Below are 23,340 nucleotides of genomic sequence, written 5' to 3' on the forward strand. Positions count from 1 at the left end.
AACGCCGCGGCGCGCATTGCGCCATCGGTCGCCGCTGGGAGGAACGGCGACCGATGACGACAACACTCAAAAGGTACCGCGGATGCCGAGCATGACGGTGCGCCCGGGCTCATACAGGTCGTAGGTGGCGTTGGGCCAGGCGAAGGTCGTGCGCAACGGTTCGTTGGTGATATTGGTGACGTTGAGCGTGATCTGCGGCTTGGACGGCAGCCAATCCAGTGCGTAGCTCGCCGACATATCGAGCTGGCCGCGCGCATCGGCGTTGAGGCGCGCATACGGAATGCCGTTCTGGTTTGCGCCGGAGATCACCATGTCGTCGTTCCAGGTGTAGGACAGGCGGATCGAGGCTGCGTCCTTTTCCCAGTAGACGGTGCCGTTCCAGAGGTTGGGTGCGACACCGACGGCCACCGCCGGCACGCCTTCGCCTTCGGACTGCTGGTTGACGTGGGTGTAGTTGAGGCTGAAGCCCAGGCCGTCGAACAGCTTGTCCAGCGGCTGCACCCAGATGGCCTCGGTGCCGCGGATATTGAGCACACCATCGGCATTGACCTGCGTCTGCACATCCACGGTGGCCGCATTGGGGCCGCCGCGCTGGGCCAGGCCGGCCTGCTGGATCGGCAATAGCGTGTCGTAGTTCACGCCCAGGTCGTTGAACGGAATGCGGCGGATGCCGTTGACGGTGAAGCCGGTGATGCGCTTGTTGAACAGGGTCAGGCCCACATAGCCTTCGCCGCCGGTGTACCACTCGCCGCCGAAATCCACATTGGTCGACAGATACGGCTTGAGGTTCGGATTGCCCTGCGTGGCGGTCTGCGCGGAAGGGTCGCTGAAGTTGGTGTTGGGCAGCATCGCGCTGGGATCGGGGCGGGTCAGCGTGCGCGAGCTGGACAGGCGCATGACCACCTTGTCGGCCACGTCCCATGCCACGTTGAACGAGGGCAGGGTTTCCTTGTAATCCGAATCCAGCACCTGCACGCTGCGCACGCCATTGATGGTGACCGGGCCGGTAATGGTCTGGTCGGTGGTCACATAGCGCACGCCGGCGTTGAAGCGCATGGTGCGGTTCCAGACATCGGCTTCCGCATTGGTCTCGATGTAGAAGCCCAGATTTTTTTCGCGGATGCCGCCGGTCGAAGCGCCGGTGTTGGCCGAGTTGCTCTCCGGTGCGGCATCGCGCAGCGCGTAGTAGTTGGTGTCGGCCAGGAAGCGGGAGAAGTCGGCCGTGATGAAACCGCCTGGGCCGGGTTTCAGATAGCTGGCCAGGGCCGCGTTCGGGATTGCCGAGCCGGCGCCGCCGTTGCACACGTTGCCGCCATTGCCGCGGCACACCACCTGTTCCCAGGCGGTGCTGTTGTCGAAGCCACGGATGGTGCGCTCGGCCATGTCGTAGGACGCGCCGATCTTGACGTTGCGCTTGTCCTCGCCGAACTGCAGGTCGGCGCGCGCGCCGCGCGTTTCGGTCTGGCGCTTTTCGTTCTGGATATTGACCCGGCCACCCGTCCAGCCCCAGCCCAGGTTGGGGTCGTTGAGATCGAGCGGGCTGGTGATGCTGGGGCGGTCGCCGCCTTCGTTGCGGTAGTCCACGGTGGTGAACGGCGAGGTGACCAGGATGCTGGGCGATTCGCGTGCGAGCCAGCTACGGGTGGCATTGGCCTGCACATTGAGCTTGATGTCCTGCTCGGCGCCAAACAGCAGTTCCGCACCGGGATTGACGCTCCAGAACTTGACGTTTTCGTGGTACGGGCGCGCTTCCAAAAAGTACTGCGCGTTGGCGAAGGTGGCGCTGGTCACCACGTTGTTCTGATCCAGCTGCATGCCGAGCGGAATCATGTTGCCGTTGCGGCCGATCAGATTCATGCTGATCCGCTCGGTGGTGCGCTCGGCTTCGGAGTACAGCGTGTCCAGGTAAAAATGCATGCTGTCGGAAGGGCGCCATTCCAGCGACATCACCGACGCATCGCGGTCGCGATCGCCACTCATGTAGACGCTGCGGCCCAGACGCGGGATCAGCGCGTCGCTGATCTGGTCGATGCTCAGGCCCGGGTTGCGCGCCAGCAGCCAGGCGGCGTCGATGGTTTCGCCGGTGGTGAGGCCGCTGCCGGCAGTGGCGGGCACAGTGTCTGGAATGCGCCAGTTGCCGCCGCCATTGACGTTGCACGCCGCCGGTTGGTTGGTGGCTGGCGTTCCTGCCGGCGGCGCGAGACCGCACTGGGTGTAGGTGAGGCCGGGGTTGGTCCAGCCCACGCTCTCGAAACCGCGCACGCCGAGTTTGCTGCGGACCGACGCCACGCCGAACAGTGCACCGAAGGTGCCTGCTTCATTGGTCCAGCTGCCCATGAAAGCGCCGCGTGGGGTGGTTTTTTCGCTGGTGCTGTTCCAGTCGGCCTGCGCCTGATAAGTGAAGTGCACGCCGGGGCGGTCGAACGGGCGCGCGCTGCGCATGTCCACCACACCGGAAACGCCGCCTTCGAGCATGCTCGCGGTGGGTGTCTTGCTCACCGTGAGCTGGGTGAAGAATTCGGTGGGGAACAGATTCAGATCGACTTCGCGGTTCTGGTTCTGCGCATTCAGGCCGATCGAGGCGGTAGCGATGCTGGCGCCGTTGAGCGTGGTCTTGGTGAAGCTGGTGCCCAGGCCGCGGATGGCGATATTGAGACCTTCGCCGTTGACGTCGCGCGCCAGCTGCACGCCGGGAATGCGGTTGAGCGACTCGGCGATATTCATGTCCGGAAACTTGCCGATGTCTTCGGCAAACACCGTGTCGGCAAAGCCGACCGAATCGCGCTTGGCGTCGGTGGAGAACTGGATGCTGCGTCGGTAGCCGGACACGGTGACGGTATCCAGCTGGGTCACCGCATCGTTATTGCCGGCAGTGGTTGGCGGGGTTTGCGCCGTGCTCTGGGCATTGGCGGACTGTGCCCAGGCGGCGGTGCTGGACATGCCCAGCAGGATGGATCCCAACGCGCAGGACAACGCGGTTCGTGCGTAGCTGTTCTTCACCGTAATCCCTTCCCTAACAGGTAGCAGATGTCCCACGCATCGCCCCTGCGCAGGGAGTGCCGCTGCCGTTGCGCGGCGCGACGATGGTGCGATGGGGGAGACGGACGATCAGTGCATTTGATGTTAGCGCTAACAAATTCGGAACATCACGCTGCAGGGCAGCATAGATGCGTGCACGCGCCGGTAGGCCGCCGGCCAACCCACGCCGTCGCGCCGGACGCGCTTGCGTACGGGGTGCAGTGCTGCACTGCGCGATGGATTTATCGCGATGCCGTGGTAATGGTAGCGCTATCATCCGTGGCACAAGGCCACCTTCGTGCAGGTGCAGTGGTCGATGAATCGAACCGAAGAACACGGCAGCGACGGACCCGATCGGCACCTGATGGGTGCACGCTTGCAGGACATCGGCCAATCCGCGCAGGAAGCCGGCGCGCTGGCGCGCCCGCATAGGCCACGCGCATGAGCGAGGTGCCCGCCGCGGCCCCGGGGGCCGCAACGGCAAGGCTCGGCCGGGTGCGTTGGCGGGTCTGCGCCCTGCTGCTGGCCGCCACCACCATCAACTATGTGGACCGCCAGGTACTGGGCGTGCTGGCGCCGTTCCTGCAGACGCAGATCGGTTGGAACGAAATCCAGTACGGCTATATCGTCACCGCATTCCAGGCGGCGTATGCGCTGGGCTTGCTGTGCAGCGGTGCGGTGATCGACCGCTTCGGCACTCGGCTCGGCTATGCGCTGGCGATCGGCCTGTGGAGCCTGGCGGCGATGGGGCATGCCTTGGCCACCAGCGTGGTGGGGTTTGCGATTGCGCGGTTTTTCCTGGGCCTTGGCGAATCGGGCAATTTTCCTGCAGCGCTCAAGACGGTGGCCGAATGGTTCCCGCGCCGTGAGCGCGCGCTGGCCACCGGCATCTTCAATTCCGGCTCCAATATCGGGGCCATTGTTGCCCCATTGTTGGTGCCGTTGATTGCCACCGCCTGGGGCTGGCAGGCGGCATTCCTGTTCACCGGCGTGCTCAGTGCAACCTGGTTGGCGGTGTGGTGGTTCAGCTATCACCCGCCCGAGCAGCAACCCCGGTTGTCTGCCGCAGAACTTGCGCACATCCGCAGCGATGCGCATGAGCCGGTGCAGCGCCGGCTGTCGTGGTTACAGGTGCTGCAGCATCGGCAAGCCTGGGCGTTTGTGCTGGGCAAGTTCATCACCGACCCGATCTGGTGGTTCTTCCTGTTCTGGCTGCCGAAGTTCCTGCACGCCGAATATGGCCTGAGCTTGCTGCAATTGGGCGTGCCCTTGATCGTGATCTTCGTGCTGGCCGACATCGGCAGCATTGCCGGTGGTTGGGTGGCCGGGCGTTTCATCGCACGTGGCTGGAGCGTCAATCGCGCACGCAAGACCGCGATGCTGATCTGCGCGATTTCCGTCGTGCCCATCGTCTTTGCCGCACGCGCCGACAACCTGTGGCTGGCGGTCGCGCTGATCGGGCTGGCCACCGCCGCCCATCAGGGCTGGTCGGCGAATCTGTTTACGCTGCCTTCGGACATGTTTCCGCGCCACGCGGTTGCCACGGTGGTGGGCATCGGCGGTTTTGCCGGTGCGGTGGGCGGCATGCTGATCGCCACCTTCATCGGCTTTCTGTTGCAAGCCACCGGCAGCTATGTGCCGGTGTTTCTGATGGCAGGCTCTGCCTATCTGCTGGCCTTGGCCGTCGTGCACACGCTGGTGCCGCGGCTGGAGCCGGCGCAGTTGCCTGCCGATCCAGCGCCGACATCGTCCTGAGGTGAGCCTATGCACAAGCGCGCAGTAGCACTGGGGTTATTGATGGTGGCCGGCATGGCCGCGCCAACCCACGCGGCACCGCTGGCAGCGGCGGCGTCCAAGTTCCTTGGAAGTGCGTACGGCGCGCAGCAGGCGCCGGGGTTTGCGCAGTACTGGAACAAGCTCACCCCGGAAAACGGCGGCAAATGGGGCAGTGTGGAGGCGGTGCGCGACCAGATGGACTGGAGCACGCTGGATGCGGCATACCGGTTTGCCCAGGCCAATCAGATGCCATTCCAGATGCATGTCATGGTGTGGGGCAACCAGCAGCCGGAATGGATCAAGACCTTGCGGCCGGCCGAGCAGCGCCGCGAGATCGAGCAATGGTTTGCCGCCGTTGCGCAGCGCTACCCGGAGATCGCGCTGCTGGAGGTGGTGAACGAGCCACTCAACGACCCGCCCAGCAAGGCCGATACCGGCGGCGGCAATTATCTGCAGGCGCTGGGGGGTAACGGCGATAGCGGCTGGGAATGGGTGCTGCAATCGTTTCGGCTTGCGCGCCAGCATTTTCCCAACACCAAGTTGATGATCAACGACTACAGCATCACCAATAGCGCGCAGGCCACACAGAAGTATTTGCAGATCGTGCGGCTGCTGCAGCGTGAGAACCTGGTCGATGCGATCGGGGTGCAGGAGCATGCCTTCGAGACCACGCCGGAGGTGGCGATGTCGGTGCATCGCGACAATCTGGATGCGTTGGCCGCCACAGGCCTGCCGATCTACATCACCGAGTTCGATCTGGACGGGCCGACCGATGCGCAGCAGCTGGCCGACTACAAGCGGGTGTTTCCGGTGTTCTGGGACCACCCGGCAGTGCATGGCATCACCCTGTGGGGCTTTCGGCCCGGGTTGTGGCGCGACAAGGAAGCTGCCTACCTGATCCGCGCCGACCGCACCGAACGTCCGGCGCTCGCGTGGCTGCGCGACTACGTTGCAGCCCATCCCGGTGCACCTGCGCCATGACAATTATTGATGCGCGCCGCGCTCACAGACCTTTGTCTGGTGTCCTGACCTTATGCCGATGCGCGCACGTCATCGTGTTGGCTGCATGCGCCGTGTGGCAAATAGCCGCGCTGACCGCGCTGACCACTGCTGCACACCAAGGCGGGTCGGCATGTCCTTTTACGCTGCTTGCTGACCTGCTTGCTGACCTGCTTGCTTGTCCTGCAGTCGCAAGAATGGACAGCCTCGGCGCCATCCTGATCACACCGTTCATTGGTTTCGTTTTGCAGGCCATCGGCGGCTACATTTCGAAATTTTTTTACGGTGGGTGCGGCCTACATTCTGGCGCTGGCGGTGGTGCACCGCCTGGTGTCACGACGCAGCCGGCGCGAGTGGAGCAACCGGCCTAGACGCGGTTCCAGGTGTCTGCGCACTTGGCGTCGATCCGACGCACGTCAGCGCACCTGCTCCTTTCCGTAGCTGCCTTGCTCACTTACCGAGGATGCCAACATGTTGAAACTCCGTTACCCGCTCACGTTTGTGCTGTTGCTGGGCGCGTGTGCGTCCGCTGTTGCAGGACCTATCGCTGCCGGCAAGCAGCGCGTCCTGGGCAGCGAATACAGTCCGTCGCAATCGAAGGATTTCACCAATGACTGGGATGGCGACGTTCCAGAAAATGCCGGCAAATGGGGCAGCGTCGAAGCCGTGCGCGGCCAGATGAACTGGGGCCCGCTCGACGAGGCCTACCAGCTGGCCAAGCGCAACCATATGCAGTTTCAGTTCCATTGCGGGCTCTGGGGCGCCCAGCAGCCGACATGGGTACGCAACCTGCCGCCGAACGAACAGCGTGCTGCGATCGAACACTGGTTCGCCGCCATTGCACAGCGCTACCCCGACATCGACTTGATGCAGGTGGCCAACGAGACGCTGCCGGGTCACAACCAGCCGGACAATCGCCGAGCCGATTCGGGCAATTATCTGCGGGCACTGGGCGGCACCGGGGCGACCGGGGTGGACTGGGTGCTTGAGGCATTCCGCCTGGCACGCAAGTATTTCCCCCATACCAAGTTGATGATCAACGACTACAACGTCACCGAGTACAACGACCAAGCCAGGCAGTATCTGCACACCATCCAGCTGCTGCAGCAAGAACACCTGATCGATGCGATCGGTATCCAGGGGCACCTCTCGAGCAACGGCCCCTCAGTTTCGGTGCAGCGCGCCAACCTCGACCTGCTGGCATCCACCGGACTGCCGATCTACATCACCGAGTTCGACCTGGATGGGCGTACCGACGCTCAGCAGTTGGCAGCCTGGCAGCGCTTCTTCCCAATGTTCTGGGAGCACCCGGCCGTGCGTGGCGTGAACCTGTGGGGTTTCCGTCACGGTCTATGGCGCGAAAATGAAGGTGCGTATCTGATCAATTACGACGGCAGCGAACGCCCGGCTTTGACCTGGCTACGCAGCTACGTTGCCAGCAGGCCCTGACCAGGCTTCCTTCTCACTGTCCATAGGGCTGATATCGATCATGCGTTCTTCCGTGTTGTCCTTGCATCCCGATCGTTTGCTGCCGGCCGATCCCGGCACGCGCGCGATCGCCCGCCGCCTGTACGCACAGGTTGCAACGCTGCCGATCATCAGCCCGCATGGCCACACCGACCCGGCCTGGTTCGCCACCAATGCACCGTTTGCCAACGCCACCGAACTGTTGTTGGTGCCGGACCATTATGTATTCCGCATGTTGTACAGCCAGGGCATCGACCTCGATGCCCTGGGCATCCCGCGCGCAGATGGAACCCGCGCAGCAGTCGACCCGCGTGCGGCATGGCGCGTGTTTGCCGAGCACTACACGTTGTTGCGCGGCACGCCGTCGGCGCTATGGCTCAACCATGTGTTCCATGATGTCTTCGATTTGCGTATCCGTCTCGATGCCGGCACCGCCGATCACTATTACGACCACATCACCGCCGCGCTGCGAACGCCGGCATTCCTGCCGCGTGCGCTGTTCGAGCGCTTCAATATCGAGGTGATCGCCACCACCGAATCGCCGCTGGATCGGCTGCAGCACCATGCGGCCATTGCCGCCAGCGGTTGGCAGGGACGGGTGGTGACGGCGTATCGCCCTGACCCGGTCGTGGACCCGGAGCACGAGCAGTTTGCCGGCGCGCTGCAGCAGTTCGGCGCTCTCACCGGTGAGGACGTGCTCACCTGGGATGGCTACCTGCGTGCGCATCGGCAACGGCGTGCGTTCTTTGCCGCGCATGGCGCCACCTCGACCGATCACGGGCACCCCAGCGCCGCGACCGCCGATCTGTCACCAGCCGAAGCGCAGCGCCTGTTCGATACGGTGGTGCGCGGTGCGGCCACGCCGGAGCAGGCCGAACTGTTTCGCGCGCAGGTGCTGACCGAAATGGCGGCGATGAGCCTTGACGACGGCCTGGTGATGCAGCTGCATCCGGGCTGCTTCCGCAATCACAATCGGCAGCTGTTCGGGCAGTACGGACGCGACAAGGGCGCCGACATTCCGATGCGCACCGACTACGTGCATGCGTTGAAGCCCCTGCTGGATCGGCATGGCAACGACCCGCGCCTGCGCCTGATCGTGTTCACCCTGGACGAAACCAGCTACAGCCGCGAGCTGGCGCCATTGGCCGGGCATTACCCCTCCCTGCTGCTCGGCCCGGCGTGGTGGTTCCATGATGCGCCGGAGGGCATGTGGCGCTTTCGCGAGCAGACCCTGGCCAGCGCCGGCTTCTACAACACCGTGGGCTTCAACGACGATACCCGCGCATTCCTGTCCATTCCCGCGCGGCACGATGTGGCGCGGCGCGTGGACAGCGCCTTCCTGGCCAAACTCGTTGCCGAGCACCGGCTGGAAGAGGACGAGGCAACCGAGGTGGCAATCGACCTGGCCTACCGCCTACCCAAGCAAGCGTACAACTTGTGAGGTGGCGTAAACGGAGGGCGGCAGTGCCGAGGCGTGCGCACGCGGCGCCACTGCATCCTGCGCAGCGGCAGGATCGGTGAACTGATGCGTGCACACGCCAAGCACAACGTCACACGAGCGCTGCGCGCAGGTTATGCAGTACGTGCCTGCACGGGGCTTTTCTGGCTCTGCAGTGCATGGCCCATCATCGCAGCACCGCACGCTGCCAGCGACGCCTCGCGCGAACGTATTTCGCTGGATGCGCAGTGGCGCTTTCATCGTGGCGACCCACCCGCAAACCAGGAAATCCTGGACTACGATGTGCGCCCGCAGGTGGTGCGCAGCAGCGATGGCAGGGTGGCCGATGCGCAGCCGGAACAAGCGCAGCTCATCGATGCGCCCGCCGTGCGCGTGCTCAAGCCGTGGATCCTGCCCACCGCCAACGGTTTGATCGCAGACCCGGCCCAACGGCACATACGCCCTCCAGGCAATCCGGGCAGCACGGTGGCGTATGTGCAGCCGCACTTCGACGACAGCGCATGGGAAACCGTGGACCTGCCGCATGACTGGGCCATTGCCGGGCCGTTCCTGGCAGATGGGCCTTACGGTGGCATGGGTCGGTTGCCGAGCTGGGGCATCGGCTGGTATCGCAAGCGCCTGGACATCCCGGCCAGCGATCGCGGCCGCGCGATGTTTCTGGATCTCGATGGTGCGATGTCTTACGCCACGGTCTGGCTCAACGGCAAGCTTGTCGGCGGCTGGCCGTACGGTTACAGCTCCTGGCGCGTGGATCTGACGCCGTATGCGATTGCAGGCAAGCGCAATCAGCTGGTCATTCGCCTGGATAACCCGCCCGAGTCGGCGCGTTGGTATCCAGGCGGTGGGCTGTATCGCAACGTGTGGCTGACCAAAGCGGCGCCGTTGCATATCGCGCACTGGGGCACGCAGCTGACCACGCCGTACGTCTCGGCCGATGCGGCGCAGGTGCAGCTGACCGTCACCTTGGACAACGCCGCCCGCAGCGCAACCCAGGCGCAGGTGCGCACAGCGATTTATCTGCTCGACGATGCAAGCGACCGGCCCAGTGGCGAAGCGGTCGCGCGCATTCCCGCGCAGCCCATCAGCGTCCCTGCCGGCGGCACGGCGCAGGTGCAAGGCAGCACCCGGATCGATGCCCCGCGCCTGTGGGGGCCTCCACCCGCCCAGCACCCGCATCGCTATGTGGCCGTCACCGAGGTCGACCAACAGGGACGCGTGGTGGACCGCTACGAAACCCGCTTCGGCATTCGCAGCATCGTGTTCGACGCCGACAAGGGCCTACTGGTCAACGGCGAGCACGTGCCGATCCGCGGGGTGAACAATCATCACGACCTGGGCGCGCTCGGTGCAGCGTTCAACAGGCGCGCCGCCGAGCGACAGTTGCAATTGCTGCAGCAGATGGGCGCCAACGCCATCCGCATGAGCCATAACCCGCCTGCGCCCGAATTGCTCGATCTGACCGACCGCATGGGTCTGCTGGTGGTGGATGAGGTGTTCGACAGTTGGGAGATGAAGAAGACCCCGCTGGACTTTCATCTGGTGTTTCCGCAGTGGCATGCCGCCGATCTGCGCGCGATGCTGCGCCGCGACCGCAACCACCCCTCGGTGATGCTGTGGAGCGTGGGCAACGAGGTTGGCGAGCAATACACCGGCCAACAGGGCGCGGCGATTGCGCGCACGCTGCGCGCCATCGTGCATGCAGAAGACCCGACGCGCCCGGCCACGGTGGCGATGAACTACGCCTCGCCCGAGATGCCGCTGCCCGCTGCGCTGGATGTCGTCAGCCTCAATTACCAGGGCGAAGGCATCCGCGATGCAGCCGAGTTCGAGGGTACCGAGCGCATCCGTAAACCGCCGCAATACCCCGCGTTCCATGCACGGTTTCCACACAAGGCCATTGTCAGCAGCGAGACTGCCTCGGCACTGAGCAGTCGTGGCGTGTACCTGTTTCCGGTCACTGCGGACAACAGCGCACCGGTACGCGATGGCCGTGGCGGCGATTCGGTGGCGCATCAGGTCAGCGCGTACGAACTGCATGCGGTGGACTTTGGCTCCAGCGCGGACAAGGTGTTCGCTGCGTTGGATCAACACCCTTACGTGGCCGGTGAGTTCGTCTGGACCGGGTTCGATTACCTGGGCGAGCCCACCCCGTATTACAGCTCGCGCAGTTCCTACTCGGGCATCTTCGATCTGGCCGGCTTCCCGAAGGACCGTTACTGGCTCTATCAGTCGCGCTGGCGTCCGGAACTGCCGGTGGCGCATCTGCTGCCGCATTGGAGCTGGCCAGGGCGCGAAGGACAGGTCACGCCCGTGCATGTGTTCACCTCCGGCGACGAGGCCGAACTCTTCGTCAACGGCGTTTCGCAGGGGCGCAAGCGCAAGGCGCCACGGCAGTACCGGCTACGCTGGGACGCGGTGGTGTACCAGCCGGGCGAATTGCGGGTGCAGGCGTACAAGGACGGCAAGCCGTGGGCCAGCGAGCGCGTGCAGACGGCAGGCCGCGCCGCGCGCATGCAGCTGACGCCGGATCGGGGCAGTATCCGCGGCGACGGACAAGACCTGAGCTTCATCACCGTGCGCCTGCTCGATCGCGACGGACGTCCCGCACCGACCGCGGGCGACCGCCTGCGCTTCCGCATCGAAGGCCCTGGCGAGTTGGTGGCCACCGACAACGGCGACCCCACCAATCTGGAAACGTTCGCTGCGTCGCAACGTCATGCCTTCAATGGGCTGTGCCTGGCGATCGTGCGTGCCAAGGCCGGGGCGCGTGGCACGATCACCGTGCATGTGGAATCGGACACGTTGCAAGCCGCACAGACCCAGGTGGCGGTGCAGTGATGCGATCCAGTGCAATCGAAACCTGTGACCTCTCAACGGACCTGCCCATGCACATCAACCGCGCCAACCTCACCAAACGCCTGGGATTGCTGATCGCCGGCCTCAGTGCAGTGTGCACGCTGCAGGCCTTGGCCGCATGCGGGACGCCCGGCACCTCGCTCAAGCAGGCGTATGCGCAAGGGTTTCTGCTGGGGACTGCCGTCAATGCCGATATCGTCTCCGGCAAGGACGCAGCCTCCGCTGCGTTGGCGGCCTGTCACTTCAATGCGGTGACCGCGGAAAACGTGATGAAGGCCGAAGTGGTGGCGCCGCGTCGTGGGGTGCAGGATTTCAGTGCAGCCGATGCATTCGTGGCCTACGCACAGCGCAATCGGCAGTTCGTGGTCGGTCACACCCTGGTCTGGCACAACCAGACACCGGAGTGGTTCTTCACCAGCGCCGATGGTCGGCCCAATACGCCGGCACAGCAGCTGGAACGCATGCGTGCGCATATCGCAGCGTTGGCCGGGCGTTACACGGGCAAGGTGCAAGCCTGGGATGTAGTCAACGAAATCATCGACGAAGACGGCAGTTACCGTTCGACCAACTGGGTACAGCGCGTGGGCGACGGCGACACGGTGGTCCGCAATGCCTTCACCTTCGCACAGCGCTATGCACCGGATGCGCAGCTCTACTACAACGATTTCAATGCATGGCGGCCGGCCAAGCGTGATGGCATCGTGCGCATGGTCAAGATGCTGCAGCAGGCCGGTGTCCGTATCGATGGCGTGGGCATGCAAGGCCATTGGGGGCTGAACTACCCCAGCCTGCGCGACATCGAAGACGCGATCGATGCGTACGCTGCGCTTGGCGTCAAGGTCATGATCACCGAGCTGGACATCGATGTGTTGCCGCTCACCAAGGAAGGCCAGATCATCGGCACCGGCATGGCGCACAAGCAGTTTCAGCTGCCGGAATTCAAGCGCTTCCTCGACCCCTATCGCGATGGTTTGCCTGCCGACGTGCAGGCGCAATTGCGCGACCGGTATGCCGAACTGTTCGCGCTGTTCTGGCGCAAGCGCGACAAGATTGCGCGCGTCAGCGTGTGGGGCGTCAGCGATGACATGTCGTGGAAAAACGATTACCCGGTACCTGGGCGCACCAACTATCCGCTGCTGTTCGATCGCAATCATCAACCCAAGCCGGCGTTGGATGCGGTGTTGGCCGTGCCCACCGCAACCGCTGCACGCTAGCGGCTGCCGGCCCAAGAGCTGCTGACAACCAGGGCCCGGGCAACAGGCGAGCACGGCCGATGTTCGGTGCGGCATGGATGGCTCGAAACACCGCATTCCTGCGTGCCGTGCACCTCATAGATGCATGCGCGCGATGCATTGGTGGCCACTATGCGCAGTCGCCTGCACACGCATGATGGCATCATGCCCCCAACCATGAGACAGGACTGACCGATGCGCTTGCCGTCTTATCTGCTGTTGGCCGTGCCGTTGCTGGCGGTGCTTGCTGCCTGCACCAAGCAGACTCCACCGACGCCGCGTTTTGCGGCCATCGGCCAGCTGCAGACATTCGACCGCCGCTTCGGTGATGTGGTGGCAAGCGATGCGCGCATCGAGAAGCTCACCGAAGGCTTCACCTGGTCCGAAGGCCCGGCATGGGTACGCAAGGGAGGCTATCTGTTGTTTACGGATGTGCCGGAAAACAAGCTGTATCGCTGGTCCGAACAGGCCGGCCTGTCGGTCCTGCTCTCGCCCTCCGGCTACACCGGCCCGGAACTGCCCACGCTGCGCGAAGCCGGCGCCAATGGTCTGTACGCCGAGCCCGACGGCACGGTGCTGCTAGCCGATTCCGGCACGCGCATCCTGGCCAGGCTCGATCCGGTCACGCGCAAGAAGACACCGCTTGCGACTGCCTTCGAGGGCCACCGCTTCAACAGCCCCAACGATGTCGTGCGGCGCAGCGATGGCGTGGTGTTCTTCACCGACCCGCCGTACGGGTTGAAGGATCTGGATAAATCGCCGGTCAAGGAGCTGCGCTTCAATGGCGTCTATCGCCTGGACACCGATGGCAGCGTGCATCTGCTGGACGATGGCCTGAGCTTTCCCAACGGCATTGCCCTGTCGCCGGATGCGCGCACCTTGTACGTCTCCAACTCCGATCCGCAACGGCCGATCTGGATGGCGTATGCACTGGATGCGCAGGGCGCCGTCACCGGCAAGCGCGTGTTCGCCGATGCGTCCGACCTGATCGCCAAGGATGTTCCCGGCCTGCCCGACGGCATGGCGGTTGCCGCCGACGGTACGTTGTTTGCCACCGGCCCCGGCGGGGTGATCGTTTTCGATCCCGCCGGCCAACGCCTGGGTCGCATCGCCACCGGCGAGGCCGTCTCCAACTGCGCCTTCGGCAACGATGGCCACACGCTGTACATGACCTCGCACGCGATGCTGGCGCGCGTGCGCGTGAAGTCGCTGGGCCTGCAGTTCGTGCGCTAGACGATCGCGGCGATGCCGCTGCATCGCCTCGCGATGGACACGCACGTCTGGCCGCATGCGTGTCTGACCGCAGCGCCAATCGCCTGGTGCTGCCGCCGTATCGGCTGCCTTGTGTACTGCCTCGGTCAATCGTCCAGCCGCCACAGGCCGCTTGCTTGCAGACAAGGCCAGCGGCCATGACGCGCGCCCGCACGACGCGTCCTCGCCCGTAGCGCCACCGCTGCCGGTCTTACCGAGCAGCGTGGTGCCCGCACCTCCGACCGCCGGCCGCAGCGCCTGCGAGCCAGGCCTTTTACCTGGCTCGCCGCACCAACGTTGGCGACCGCAACCGTGGTGCGGCGCGTCAAAACAGGCGTGCACCGAATCGCTCTTGCACCGCGCAACGCCTGCTGCGCCAAGGCGTGCAGCTGTCCAGGCAATCGCCACGCTTGAGCCTGTTGCAAAAAGGTAATCATCGCTATACGGTAGTTTTCACTACTGTCATGAGCGGGTTGCCCGCGGGGTTGCGGCAATGAACGAAGCTTGCGTTTCCCGGTTGCTGCGCACCCTGGCGTGCGTTGTCGTAGCGGCGCTGCCGCTGATGCCTGCGCTGGCGGCAGCGTCCTCGCCGGTACAGGGCCTGTGGCTGACTGCGGCCAAGGACGCCGTCATCGCATTTGCGCCGTGTACCGATGCCGCCAGCGCGATGTGCGGAAAGGTGGTGTGGGACAAGGACGCCGGCACGCCGAAGGACACCTGCGGTGTGCAGATCGCGCGCCTGGAGCGCGACGACAACGGCACCTGGCGCGACGGTTGGGCATTCGATCCGCGCAGCGGCAAGCGCTACAAGGCCACGCTGCGTAGCAAGGGCGACAGCCTGACCCTGCGCGCGTTCATCGGCGCCGAAGTGCTCGGCGAAAACATGCTGTTTACCCGCGTGCAGGCCCTGCCATCCACGCCGGTGTGCGCCAGCCACTAGCTGCGGCCAGCGCCACATGCGCGCGCAGCACCGGCCGCCGCGATCGCGGCGGTTCTCACTCACATCCACCGGGGGAATCCAGATGGCGAAGATCCATGTCGGCGCGGTTGTCGCGTGTGCGTTGCTGCAAGGTGCGGCTTGCCTGCCGGCGCAGGCCCAGCAAGCCGACCCGGCCAGCGAAGGCAGCGTGGCGACCTATCAGTTCGACAACCAGGTCAAGCTGATGAGCGAACAGCGCACGCGCGGCATCTCCGATTCGTTGATGCGGCCCTCGGCCAAGTGGAGCACCCAGTTCGTGCATGCCAGCGGGCTGGTCGCCTTGCTGGAAGTGGCCGGGGTCAGCAAGAAGCAGTTCGTCAATGGCGACGGCCTGGGCGTCACCCTGGCGGGCGGTTATCGCTTCGGCAATCCGGACGGCTGGCACGCTGGCGTGGGCTTGGCCACCGAGCGATTCCCGGGCGCACGCTTCATGGCGCCGCACAGCATCGACCTGGAAACCGGCACCCCGACCGACGTGCGCACGACCAACTACAACAGCGACTTCGCCGTGATGGAGCTGGGCTACGGCATCGTCGAAGGGCGCGTGTTGTATGTGGTGTCCAAGACCTACCGCGGTGCCGATACCGGCGGCGTGTGCGGGCAGATCCTGCGCTTCTCGATCGATCCGACCGCCGCATTGCAGTGCTACGCGCGCGGCGAACAGGATTCGCGTGGCACCGTGTTGGCCGACCTCAATACCCAGGTGCCGTTGCTGCCCTCGCTGCTGCCGTCCACGACGCTGCGCCTGCATGCCGGCTACCAGAAACTGGCCAACTTTCGCGAAGGCAACTTCGCCGATTACCAGATCGGCATCACCCATCGGCGTTGGGGCCTGGACTGGAACCTGGACTGGCTGACCACCAACACCAACGCGCACCAGTTGTACTGGGTGCAGGACGGCGAGCGTATCCGCAAGACCGACGGCGATGCGCTGGTGTTCTCGATCGGCTACACGTTCTGATGCGCACCCAAACGCTCGCAGACGACACCGGCGGCAATGCGCCGCTGGTGCTGGCGGTGGACCTGGGAACCTCCGGCTGCAAATGCGCGTTGGTGACGCTGGACGGCAAGGTGCTCGCCTGGGCGTTCGAACCGGTGCAACTGCACGTGCAGGGCGTCGCTGCCGAACAAGACCCGCACGCGTGGTGGGACGCGTTCAGCGCCACCGCCGCTGCCGTGGTGCAGGGCGATGCGGCGCTGCGCCGACGCGTGGTGGCCGTGTGTTGCTCGACCCAGGGCGAAGGCACCGTCTGCGTGGACCATAACGGCCAGGCGCTCGGGCGCGCCATGCTGTGGCTGGACATGCGCGGCCAGACGGCCATCGCCCGCCGTCTGCAGGGGCGTTGGCTCAACGTGCGCGGCTACGATCCCCTGCGCCTGTGGCGATGGTTGCGCCTGAGCGGTGGCGCGCCTGCGCGCAGCGGCAAGGATTGCGCCGGCCACATCGCCTATCTGCGCGATCACCAGCCCGTGCGTTACCAGCGCACGCACAAGTTTCTCAACGTGCTCGATTACATGAACCTGCGTCTGACCGGCCGGTTCTGCGCCACTCCCGATTCGATGCTGACCACCTGGGTCACCGACAATCGCGACCCGCACCATATTCGCTACGACGCGGGCCTGCTGGACATGGTCGGCGTGGAGCGCGACAAGTTGCCGGACCTGGTGCCTTCCACTGCCGTGCTGGGTCCGCTGCTGCCGCAGGTGGCCCAGGCGCTGGGCCTGTCGCCGCAGACCGTTGTGGTGGCCGGCGCGATCGACACGTCGGCCGTGGCGGTCGCCGCGGCGGTGGAAGACCACGCCGCGCACCTGTACCTGGGCACCTCGTCGTGGTTGGGCGCGCATGTGCCGCGCATGAAAACCGACGTGCGCAGTACGATCGCCGCGGTGCCGTGCGCGGTGGAAGGGCGCTATCTGGCGATCGCCCTGCAGACCACCGCCGGTGCCAACCTGTCCTTTCTGCGCGACCGCATCCTGTTCCATGCCGACGAACTGCTCAGCGACGAGCAGCGCCCGGACGTCTATGAAGTGCTCAATCGCATCGCCGCACGCGTGCCCGCAGGGTCCAACGGGTTGATCTACATGCCCTGGCTGTTCGGCGAACGCACGCCGGTGGAAGACCCGAGCCTGCGTGCTGGCCTGATCAATCTCTCGTTGATGCACAGCCGCGAAGACATGATCCGCGCGGTGATGGAAGGGGTGGCGTTCAACACGCGCTGGATGATGGAGCCGTTCGCGCGCCTGCTCGGCTGCGACCCAGGCACGATTGCCGCGGTCGGTGGCGGCGCGCAGTCGGATCTGTGGTGCCAGATCATCGCCGATGTCAGCGGCCGGCCGATCCGGCAATTGCACAATCCGATCCAGGCCAATGCGGTCGGCGCGGCCTTTATCGCCGGGGTCGGCCTGGGCCGGCTCGGCTTCGGCGATCTGGCGGCACTGCAGCGACCCCGGCGGGTCTACGAGCCGGATGCGGGCACGCGTGCGCTGTACGACGACCGCTACGCGGTGTTCAAGGACCTGCAGCGCACCTTGGCGCCGATCTACCGACGGCTCAATCCCTCCACGCCTGCCGCCGCCCCGGAGGTCGCCGCGCATGTTTGCCCATGAACAACGCCAGCGCGTGGTGGCGCTGTGCATCGAACTGTCGCGCCGCGGCTATCTGGCCGGCACCGGCGGCAATGTCGCCCTGCGTATCGATGCGGAGTGTTTCGCGGTCACCCCTTCGGCGATCGACTACCTGAGCATGCAGGCCGAGGATATCTGCATCGTCCGCACCAAGGACCTGCACCAGCTCGACGGCACGCGCACGCCGTCGGTCGAAACCGGCCTGCATGCGCAGGTGATGCGGCGGCGCCCGGACGTGGGCTGCAGCATCCACACCCACCAGCCGGTCGCCAGCGCCTGCACCCTGCTCGGCGCGCCGCTGGAGGTGACGCAACCGGCGTTGCGCCGCCTGCTCGGCGCACGGATTCCGATCGCCGGCTACATGCCGTCGGGCACCGGCCTGCTGGCCCGCCTGCTGGCCCGGCAGCTGCAGCCCACCGTCAACGCCTATCTGCTGCGCAATCACGGCGTGGTCTGCTGCGGCACCAACCTGGAGGCGGCCGTCACCGTGGTCGAAGCGTTGGAGCTGGTCGCGCGCAGCCACCTGCAGACGCAGATCCAGGCGCGTGCGGCGCGCGAGCCCGACCTCGCGGCCGGCCTGCAGCGGGTGCTGACGGCGCTGGATTCCAGCCGGCACACGTCCGGCGCGTCCTCCCTTTCCCAGACATGATGGCACCGACAATGAGCGTGACTTCCGCGATTTTGCAATGGCCCGATGTGGACCAGCTGTATCGCCGCTTCGATGCGTTGGTCAAACAGCCGATGCGGCCGGTCCGGCGCGAAGGCATGGACAAGGTGATGCGCTACTTCGAGCAGCGCTGCCAAGGTTCCAAGCAGTTGGGCGACGCCGCGCAGCGGGTGATTCCCGGCGGCGTGCAGCACAACCTGGCCTTCAATTACCCGTTCTCGCTGGCGATGCGCAGCGCCGAGGGCGCCTACCTGACCGACGTCGACGACAACCGCTACATCGATTTCCTGCAGGCCGGCGGACCGACCTTGCTCGGCTCCAACCCGCCGGCGTTGCGCGCACGCGTCAACGAGGTGCTGGACCAGTGCGGACCGGTGACCGGACTGCTGCACGAATACGAGGTCAAACTGGCCGAGCTGGTCTGCGCCAGCATGCCGGCGGTGGAGATGGTACGCCTGCTCGGTTCGGGAACCGAGGCGGTGATGGGCGCGGTGCGCCTGGCGCGCGCGTATACCCGCAAGCGCTGGATCATCAAGATCGGCGGTGCGTATCACGGCTGGAGCGACCAGTTGGTGTACGGCCTGCGCCTGCCCGGCACCGGCCGCATGGAAGCGATCGGCATTCCGCGTGGGGCGACCGCGCATACCCAGGAATGCCTGCCCAACGATCTGGACGCGTTGCGCCGCAAGCTGCAATTCAATCGCCTGCGTGGCGGCACCGCGGCGGTGCTGCTGGAACCGCTGGGGCCGGAGAGCGGAACCCGCCCGGTGCATGCGGACTACAACCGCCAGGTGCGCGCGCTGTGCGACGAGTTCGGGGCGCTGCTGATCTTCGACGAAGTGGTCACCGGTTTCCGGTTGGGCCCCGGCGGTGCGCAAGGCTACTTCGGCGTTGCGCCGGACATCACCGTGCTGGGCAAGTGCCTGGCCGGCGGCTATCCGATGGCTGGGGCGATCGGTGGCCGCCGCGAGGTCATGATGAGCCTGGTGGGCGGCATCGGCACGACCGCGCGGCGCGCCTTCGTCGGCGGCACGCTGTCGGCCAACCCGCTGTCCTGCGTGGCCGGCTATTACGCGTTGCTGGAAGCGCAGCAGAACGATGCCGCCGGCCGCGCCGGTCGCGCCGGCGATCGCCTGCGTGCGGGTCTGGAGGCGATCATCCAGCGCCGCGGATTGCCGTACGTGGTCTACAACATGGGCTCGATCGTGCACCTGCAGACCTCCGGCGTGCTGCTGCTGGACACCGGCAACCTCTACAAACTCTGGCGCGTGCGCAACGAAGCCAAGGCGCGCAAGCACATGATGGAAGAGATGGGCGCGGCGTATTCGGCGCACGGCCTGATCACCCTGGCCGGTAGCCGCATCTACACCAGCATGGCCGACACCGATGCGGTGATCGACGAGGCCCTGAACCGTTTCGACGATGTCTTTGCACTGGTCTGAGCCGATGAACGCCACCGATGCCCTGCGCGACACCTGGCTGCAGACCCGCGACCGGCTGCAGGCCTCCCACTTGCTCGGCGACGATGACGCGGCCTTGTCGTTGCGTTGCCCGGGCGCCACGCAGATGTGGATCGGCAGCGCCACCGCGTCAACGCCGCTGCTGCTGGACTGGCGCGAGGATGCCGCGCTGGATGCGGCGCAGCGCCTGCATGCGCAGGTCTATGCGCAGCGTGGCGATGTGGGGGCGGTGGCGTGGTCGGCCGGTGCGTTCGGCCACTGCCTGGCCGACTGCGGCGGCGCGTTGCCGCAGGTGTTCGACGAACAGGCGCGGCATCTGGGGCCGATGCCGCCGCCGGTGCGCGCGGCCGACGCGGCGGCCACGCTGGCCGGGGCGATCGGCAATGCCGTGCTGGTGGCACGGCGGCCGCTGTGCCTGGGTACCAGTGCGCGTCGCCTGGCGCTGAACATCGCGTTGTTCGAAAAGTGCGCCAAGGCGTATGTGCTGGCGGCGGCCACCGGAGGACCCACCCGGCAGCTGCCGTGGTGGGTGCGTCGCATCGCCAACGGGCGTCTGCGCAAGGACCAGGTACGTGCGAGCGCCGCATTCGCCAATGGCGCCCTGCCCACCGAAAGCACGGCCTACTGAGGGCATCGCATGCGCAGCAGTCATCCACCCGCGTTGTCCGCCATGGCCGTTCCCGCCTCGCAGGGATTGCCGTCCGGTTTGTTGATCGGTTCGATCGCCCTGCTCATCCTGGGCGTGCAGCCGATCCTGCTGGGAACATTGGTCGAGCAGAAGCTGATCACGCTCTCCGGCGTGGGCATCGTGGCAATGGGGGAGATCGTCGCGCTCGGCCTGGGCGTGGCGCTGGGCGATGCGCTGTTGCCGCACCGCTGGCAGCGCCAGGTCGCCGTGCTGGCGGCGCTGTTGGCGGCACTGCTGGACCTGGCCACCACCCAGGCGGTCGGCGACACCGCATTCGTGCTGGTACGCGCAGCTGCCGGCCTGGCGGAGGGGCTGCTGCTGTGGGTGGCGACCCTGACCATCGTGCGCGCGGCCAAGCCGGATCGGGTCACCGCGGTGTTCATGCTGACCCAGGCGGTGGCGCAGATCGCACTGGCGAACCTGCTGGCGTTGTGGGTGCTGCCGTCCACCGGCTGGAAAGGCGGTTTCGTGGCGCTGGGCGCGGTGACGCTGTGCGCGGCCCTGCTGACACCGTTGCTGCCGGCGACCCTGTCTGCGGTGAGCGCAACCGCGCCGGCCAGCCGCGTGCGCTGGTCGCCGACAACCCTGTTGCCCTTGCTGATTGCCTTCGTGCAGATGGCCGCGACCGGCGCGCTGTGGGCGTACCTGGAACCGTTGGGGTTGCGCGCGGGCCTGGATGCCGGGGCGGTGCAGGCGCACACCTCGCTGGTGCTGGCGATGCAGATCGTCGGCGCGCTGGCGGCGATCTGGTGGGTGCGCCGGCTCGGTCACGCGCGCACCCTGGTGGTCGGCAGCCTGGTGCTGGCAGCGGTGGCGGCCATCATGGCGCGTGCGGCGCCGGCCGGCACTGCCGCGTTCACGGTTGCCTGCGTGGGCTTCGGCCTGGTCTGGATGTTCCTGATGCCCTTCCACGTGGGCCTGGCGTTCGGTGCCGACGCGCATGGCCGGGTGGCGGTGCTGGTGCCGGCGGTGCAGTTGCTGGGATCGGCAGCCGGCCCCTTGCTCGCTTCGCTGCTGCTGCAGCACGATGATCCGGCTCCGGTACCGGCGTTCAGTCTGGCCGCCGCATTGCTGGCGGCGGTCCTGGCGGCGGCAGCCGGCCGCGACCAGCGCCGCCGGGCGCCGGCCGGAGCGCAGCAGAACAGGGGGGATCGATGAGCGACAGCGTGTGCGGAATGGGCCGCAGCGTGCCGGCGCGTCCGGCGCGCCGGTCGCGGATGCGTTTGCAGTGTGTGCGCTTGCAGCAGGGGCGTGCGCGTCATGCACGCTGACCTGGACGTCTGCGCCGAGGACATCGCGGCAGTGTTCGCCGCCCAGCAGCCGGTGGCCGCGGCCTGGCGCAGTTCCACCGCCGCGCAGCGGCGCGAGCGCCTGCGCGCGTTGCGCAGCGCGCTGCTGGCGCGGCGGCAGGCCCTGTATGCCGCCTTTGCCGGCGACTTCGGCAAGCCGGCACTGGAAGTGGAGCTGAGCGAGCTGTTGCCGGTGGTCGACGAAATCGCCGCCGCCATCGCCGGGCTGCCGCGCTGGATGCGCCCGCGCAAGGTGTCGCCCACCTTGCTGACGCTGGGCACGCACGCGCAGATCGGCTATCAGCCCAAGGGCCGCTGCCTGATCATCGGCCCATGGAATTATCCGGTTGCCACCGTGCTGGGGCCGCTGGTCTCGGCGCTGGCGGCAGGCAACACCGCCATCCTCAAGCCGTCCGAATTCACCCCGCAGGTCAACGCGGTGCTGCGCGAGCTGCTGGCCGAGGCGTTCGACCCTTCCGAAGTGGCGATGGTGCAGGGCGGGGTGGCCACTGCGCAGCGCTTGCTTGCCTGCCCGTTCGACCATGTGTTCTTCACCGGCTCACCGGCAGTGGGGCGGCAGGTCATGGCCGCCGCTGCCGCCCAGCTGGCCTCGGTGATGCTGGAGCTGGGCGGCAAATCGCCGGCCATCGTCGACCGCAGCGCCAACCTGGAACGCGCCGCGCAGGTGCTGGTGTGGGGCAAGCTGGTCAATGCCGGGCAGACCTGCATCGCGCCCGATACGCTGTTCGTGCATCGCGAGGTCCGCACGGCGCTGCTGCAGCGGTGCCGCGAACTGCTGGCGCAGCGCTACGGCAGCAGCGCGGCGGCGGTGGCTGCCAGCCCCGACCTGGCGCGCATGATCCATGTCGGCCATGCGGCGCGCCTGGCGGCCCTGATCGATGAAGCGCGCGCTGCCGGTGCCGAGCTGGTGGCCGGCGGCGAGCATGACGTGGCGCAGCGTTTCATCGCCCCGACGGTATTGGCCGATGTTCCGGAACACGCGCGCATCGCGCAGGAAGAAATCTTCGGCCCGGTGCTGCCGGTGGTGACCTTCGACCATCTCGACACCGTGCTCGCCGGGCTCGACGCCGCCGCCAAGCCGTTGGCGCTGTATCTGTGGAGCAACGACGCCGCACAGGTCGCCCGCGTGCTGGCGCGCAGCAGCTCCGGCAGCGTGGTGGTCAATCACTGCCTGCAGCAATTCATGCACACCGGCTTGCCGTTCGGCGGCATTGGCCAGTCGGGGATCGGCAGCGCGCATGGCATGCATGGATTCAAGGCGTTTTCGCACGAACGTGCGGTATTGCGCGGCGGCCGCCTGCTGACCGCGCGGGCCTTCTTTCCGCCGTATCGGGGCTGGCAGCACCGCGTGGCCACCGCATTGACCGCCTGGCTGGCCCGCCGATGACGCGCACGGCACAGATCGCCCGCGACGCAGCGCGTATGATGTGGCTCTGGCAAACACCGGCCGTGCAGGCGCATGGCTTGGCGGTGGCATGGCGCTACTGCAGACGATGGACGCCGCCTGGCCGGCGCAATGCAGCAGCGACGCAACGGCGCAGGTGCAGTCGCGG

At 66.3% G+C, this 23,340-nt stretch carries 18 protein-coding genes; 17 read left to right on the forward strand and 1 reads right to left on the reverse strand.

Annotated elements, in window-relative coordinates; genetic code table 11:
• Window positions 1-66 precede the first annotated feature (66 nt).
• Window positions 67-3,000, reverse strand: coding sequence for a TonB-dependent receptor (locus J7396_RS21180; RefSeq protein ID WP_209262063.1), 2,934 nt, complete (start codon window positions 2,998-3,000; stop codon window positions 67-69).
• A gap of 334 nt (window positions 3,001-3,334) precedes the next feature.
• Here J7396_RS21180 and J7396_RS22760 point away from each other — a divergent pair, with 334 nt between their 5' ends.
• The 17 genes from J7396_RS22760 (at window position 3,335) to J7396_RS21260 (ending at window position 23,174) form a co-directional block, all read left to right on the forward strand.
• Window positions 3,335-3,463 (forward strand): hypothetical protein, encoded by a 129-nt coding sequence (locus tag J7396_RS22760; RefSeq protein ID WP_256127428.1) that lies wholly within the window; start codon window positions 3,335-3,337, stop codon window positions 3,461-3,463.
• On the forward strand, window positions 3,460-4,773 hold the full coding sequence (locus J7396_RS21185; RefSeq protein ID WP_136733248.1) for an MFS transporter: 1,314 nt from the start codon (window positions 3,460-3,462) through the stop codon (window positions 4,771-4,773). Before J7396_RS22760 ends, J7396_RS21185 begins: the two co-directional genes overlap by 4 nt.
• Before the next feature lie 9 nt (window positions 4,774-4,782).
• Complete coding sequence (locus tag J7396_RS21190; RefSeq protein ID WP_209262064.1) at window positions 4,783-5,775, forward strand: endo-1,4-beta-xylanase; 993 nt, start codon at window positions 4,783-4,785, stop codon at window positions 5,773-5,775.
• The gene (locus J7396_RS21195) at window positions 5,772-6,164 is read left to right on the forward strand and encodes a hypothetical protein (RefSeq protein WP_014091490.1); all 393 of its coding nucleotides are present in this window, start codon (window positions 5,772-5,774) and stop codon (window positions 6,162-6,164) included. Before J7396_RS21190 ends, J7396_RS21195 begins: the two co-directional genes overlap by 4 nt.
• A 100-nt stretch (window positions 6,165-6,264) precedes the next feature.
• Complete coding sequence (locus J7396_RS21200) at window positions 6,265-7,242, forward strand: endo-1,4-beta-xylanase (protein ID WP_209262065.1); 978 nt, start codon at window positions 6,265-6,267, stop codon at window positions 7,240-7,242.
• Window positions 7,243-7,282: 40 nt separating this feature from the next.
• A complete protein-coding gene (gene uxaC / locus J7396_RS21205; RefSeq protein WP_008573841.1) occupies window positions 7,283-8,701 on the forward strand; it encodes a glucuronate isomerase in 1,419 nt (472 codons plus the stop codon).
• An 84-nt stretch (window positions 8,702-8,785) separates the two neighbouring features.
• On the forward strand, window positions 8,786-11,557 hold the full coding sequence (gene galB / locus J7396_RS21210; protein ID WP_209262066.1) for a beta-galactosidase GalB: 2,772 nt from the start codon (window positions 8,786-8,788) through the stop codon (window positions 11,555-11,557).
• A gap of 47 nt (window positions 11,558-11,604) precedes the next feature.
• Complete coding sequence (locus J7396_RS21215) at window positions 11,605-12,789, forward strand: endo-1,4-beta-xylanase (protein ID WP_071117571.1); 1,185 nt, start codon at window positions 11,605-11,607, stop codon at window positions 12,787-12,789.
• Between the two features lie 213 nt (window positions 12,790-13,002).
• Window positions 13,003-14,040: an SMP-30/gluconolactonase/LRE family protein gene (locus tag J7396_RS21220; RefSeq protein ID WP_029820783.1), complete on the forward strand. Its 1,038-nt coding sequence runs from the start codon at window positions 13,003-13,005 to the stop codon at window positions 14,038-14,040.
• Window positions 14,041-14,551: 511 nt separating this feature from the next.
• Window positions 14,552-14,998 (forward strand): DUF2147 domain-containing protein, encoded by a 447-nt coding sequence (locus J7396_RS21225; protein ID WP_029820782.1) that lies wholly within the window; start codon window positions 14,552-14,554, stop codon window positions 14,996-14,998.
• Window positions 14,999-15,080: 82 nt separating this feature from the next.
• Entirely contained in the window at window positions 15,081-15,998 is a 918-nt protein-coding gene (locus tag J7396_RS21230) for a TorF family putative porin (protein ID WP_008573851.1), read from the forward strand.
• Window positions 15,998-17,644: an FGGY-family carbohydrate kinase gene (locus J7396_RS21235; protein WP_209262067.1), complete on the forward strand. Its 1,647-nt coding sequence runs from the start codon at window positions 15,998-16,000 to the stop codon at window positions 17,642-17,644. The genes J7396_RS21230 and J7396_RS21235 overlap by 1 nt, the downstream gene beginning before the upstream one ends.
• Complete coding sequence (locus J7396_RS21240; protein WP_071117290.1) at window positions 17,631-18,311, forward strand: class II aldolase/adducin family protein; 681 nt, start codon at window positions 17,631-17,633, stop codon at window positions 18,309-18,311. Before J7396_RS21235 ends, J7396_RS21240 begins: the two co-directional genes overlap by 14 nt.
• 11 nt (window positions 18,312-18,322) lie before the next feature.
• The gene (locus tag J7396_RS21245; protein ID WP_209262068.1) at window positions 18,323-19,771 is read left to right on the forward strand and encodes an aminotransferase class III-fold pyridoxal phosphate-dependent enzyme; all 1,449 of its coding nucleotides are present in this window, start codon (window positions 18,323-18,325) and stop codon (window positions 19,769-19,771) included.
• 4 nt (window positions 19,772-19,775) lie between these two features.
• On the forward strand, window positions 19,776-20,417 hold the full coding sequence (locus J7396_RS21250) for a hypothetical protein (protein ID WP_014091484.1): 642 nt from the start codon (window positions 19,776-19,778) through the stop codon (window positions 20,415-20,417).
• Between the two features lie 78 nt (window positions 20,418-20,495).
• Window positions 20,496-21,635, forward strand: coding sequence for an MFS transporter (locus tag J7396_RS21255; protein WP_033478785.1), 1,140 nt, complete (start codon window positions 20,496-20,498; stop codon window positions 21,633-21,635).
• 102 nt (window positions 21,636-21,737) lie between these two features.
• A complete protein-coding gene (locus J7396_RS21260) occupies window positions 21,738-23,174 on the forward strand; it encodes an aldehyde dehydrogenase family protein (RefSeq protein ID WP_209262069.1) in 1,437 nt (478 codons plus the stop codon).
• The last annotated feature ends 166 nt before the right edge of the window (window positions 23,175-23,340 follow it).

It is taken from the genome of Xanthomonas sp. A1809 (assembly GCF_017746015.1).
In the GTDB taxonomy this organism is placed as follows: domain Bacteria; phylum Pseudomonadota; class Gammaproteobacteria; order Xanthomonadales; family Xanthomonadaceae; genus Xanthomonas; species Xanthomonas euvesicatoria.

Excerpts from the sequence above, each read along its gene's own strand:
- J7396_RS22760 (WP_256127428.1), top strand. The coding sequence starts at position 3,335 with ATGAATCGAACCGAAGAACACGGCAGCGACGGACCCGATCGGCACCTG.
- J7396_RS21185 (WP_136733248.1), top strand. The coding sequence starts at position 3,460 with ATGAGCGAGGTGCCCGCCGCGGCCCCGGGGGCCGCAACGGCAAGGCTC.
- J7396_RS21190 (WP_209262064.1), top strand. The coding sequence starts at position 4,783 with ATGCACAAGCGCGCAGTAGCACTGGGGTTATTGATGGTGGCCGGCATG.
- J7396_RS21195 (WP_014091490.1), top strand. The coding sequence starts at position 5,772 with ATGACAATTATTGATGCGCGCCGCGCTCACAGACCTTTGTCTGGTGTC.
- J7396_RS21200 (WP_209262065.1), top strand. The coding sequence starts at position 6,265 with ATGTTGAAACTCCGTTACCCGCTCACGTTTGTGCTGTTGCTGGGCGCG.
- uxaC (WP_008573841.1), top strand. The coding sequence starts at position 7,283 with ATGCGTTCTTCCGTGTTGTCCTTGCATCCCGATCGTTTGCTGCCGGCC.
- galB (WP_209262066.1), top strand. The coding sequence starts at position 8,786 with ATGCGTGCACACGCCAAGCACAACGTCACACGAGCGCTGCGCGCAGGT.
- J7396_RS21215 (WP_071117571.1), top strand. The coding sequence starts at position 11,605 with ATGCACATCAACCGCGCCAACCTCACCAAACGCCTGGGATTGCTGATC.
- J7396_RS21220 (WP_029820783.1), top strand. The coding sequence starts at position 13,003 with ATGCGCTTGCCGTCTTATCTGCTGTTGGCCGTGCCGTTGCTGGCGGTG.
- J7396_RS21225 (WP_029820782.1), top strand. The coding sequence starts at position 14,552 with ATGAACGAAGCTTGCGTTTCCCGGTTGCTGCGCACCCTGGCGTGCGTT.
- J7396_RS21230 (WP_008573851.1), top strand. The coding sequence starts at position 15,081 with ATGGCGAAGATCCATGTCGGCGCGGTTGTCGCGTGTGCGTTGCTGCAA.
- J7396_RS21235 (WP_209262067.1), top strand. The coding sequence starts at position 15,998 with ATGCGCACCCAAACGCTCGCAGACGACACCGGCGGCAATGCGCCGCTG.
- J7396_RS21240 (WP_071117290.1), top strand. The coding sequence starts at position 17,631 with ATGTTTGCCCATGAACAACGCCAGCGCGTGGTGGCGCTGTGCATCGAA.
- J7396_RS21245 (WP_209262068.1), top strand. The coding sequence starts at position 18,323 with ATGAGCGTGACTTCCGCGATTTTGCAATGGCCCGATGTGGACCAGCTG.
- J7396_RS21250 (WP_014091484.1), top strand. The coding sequence starts at position 19,776 with ATGAACGCCACCGATGCCCTGCGCGACACCTGGCTGCAGACCCGCGAC.
- J7396_RS21260 (WP_209262069.1), top strand. The coding sequence starts at position 21,738 with ATGCACGCTGACCTGGACGTCTGCGCCGAGGACATCGCGGCAGTGTTC.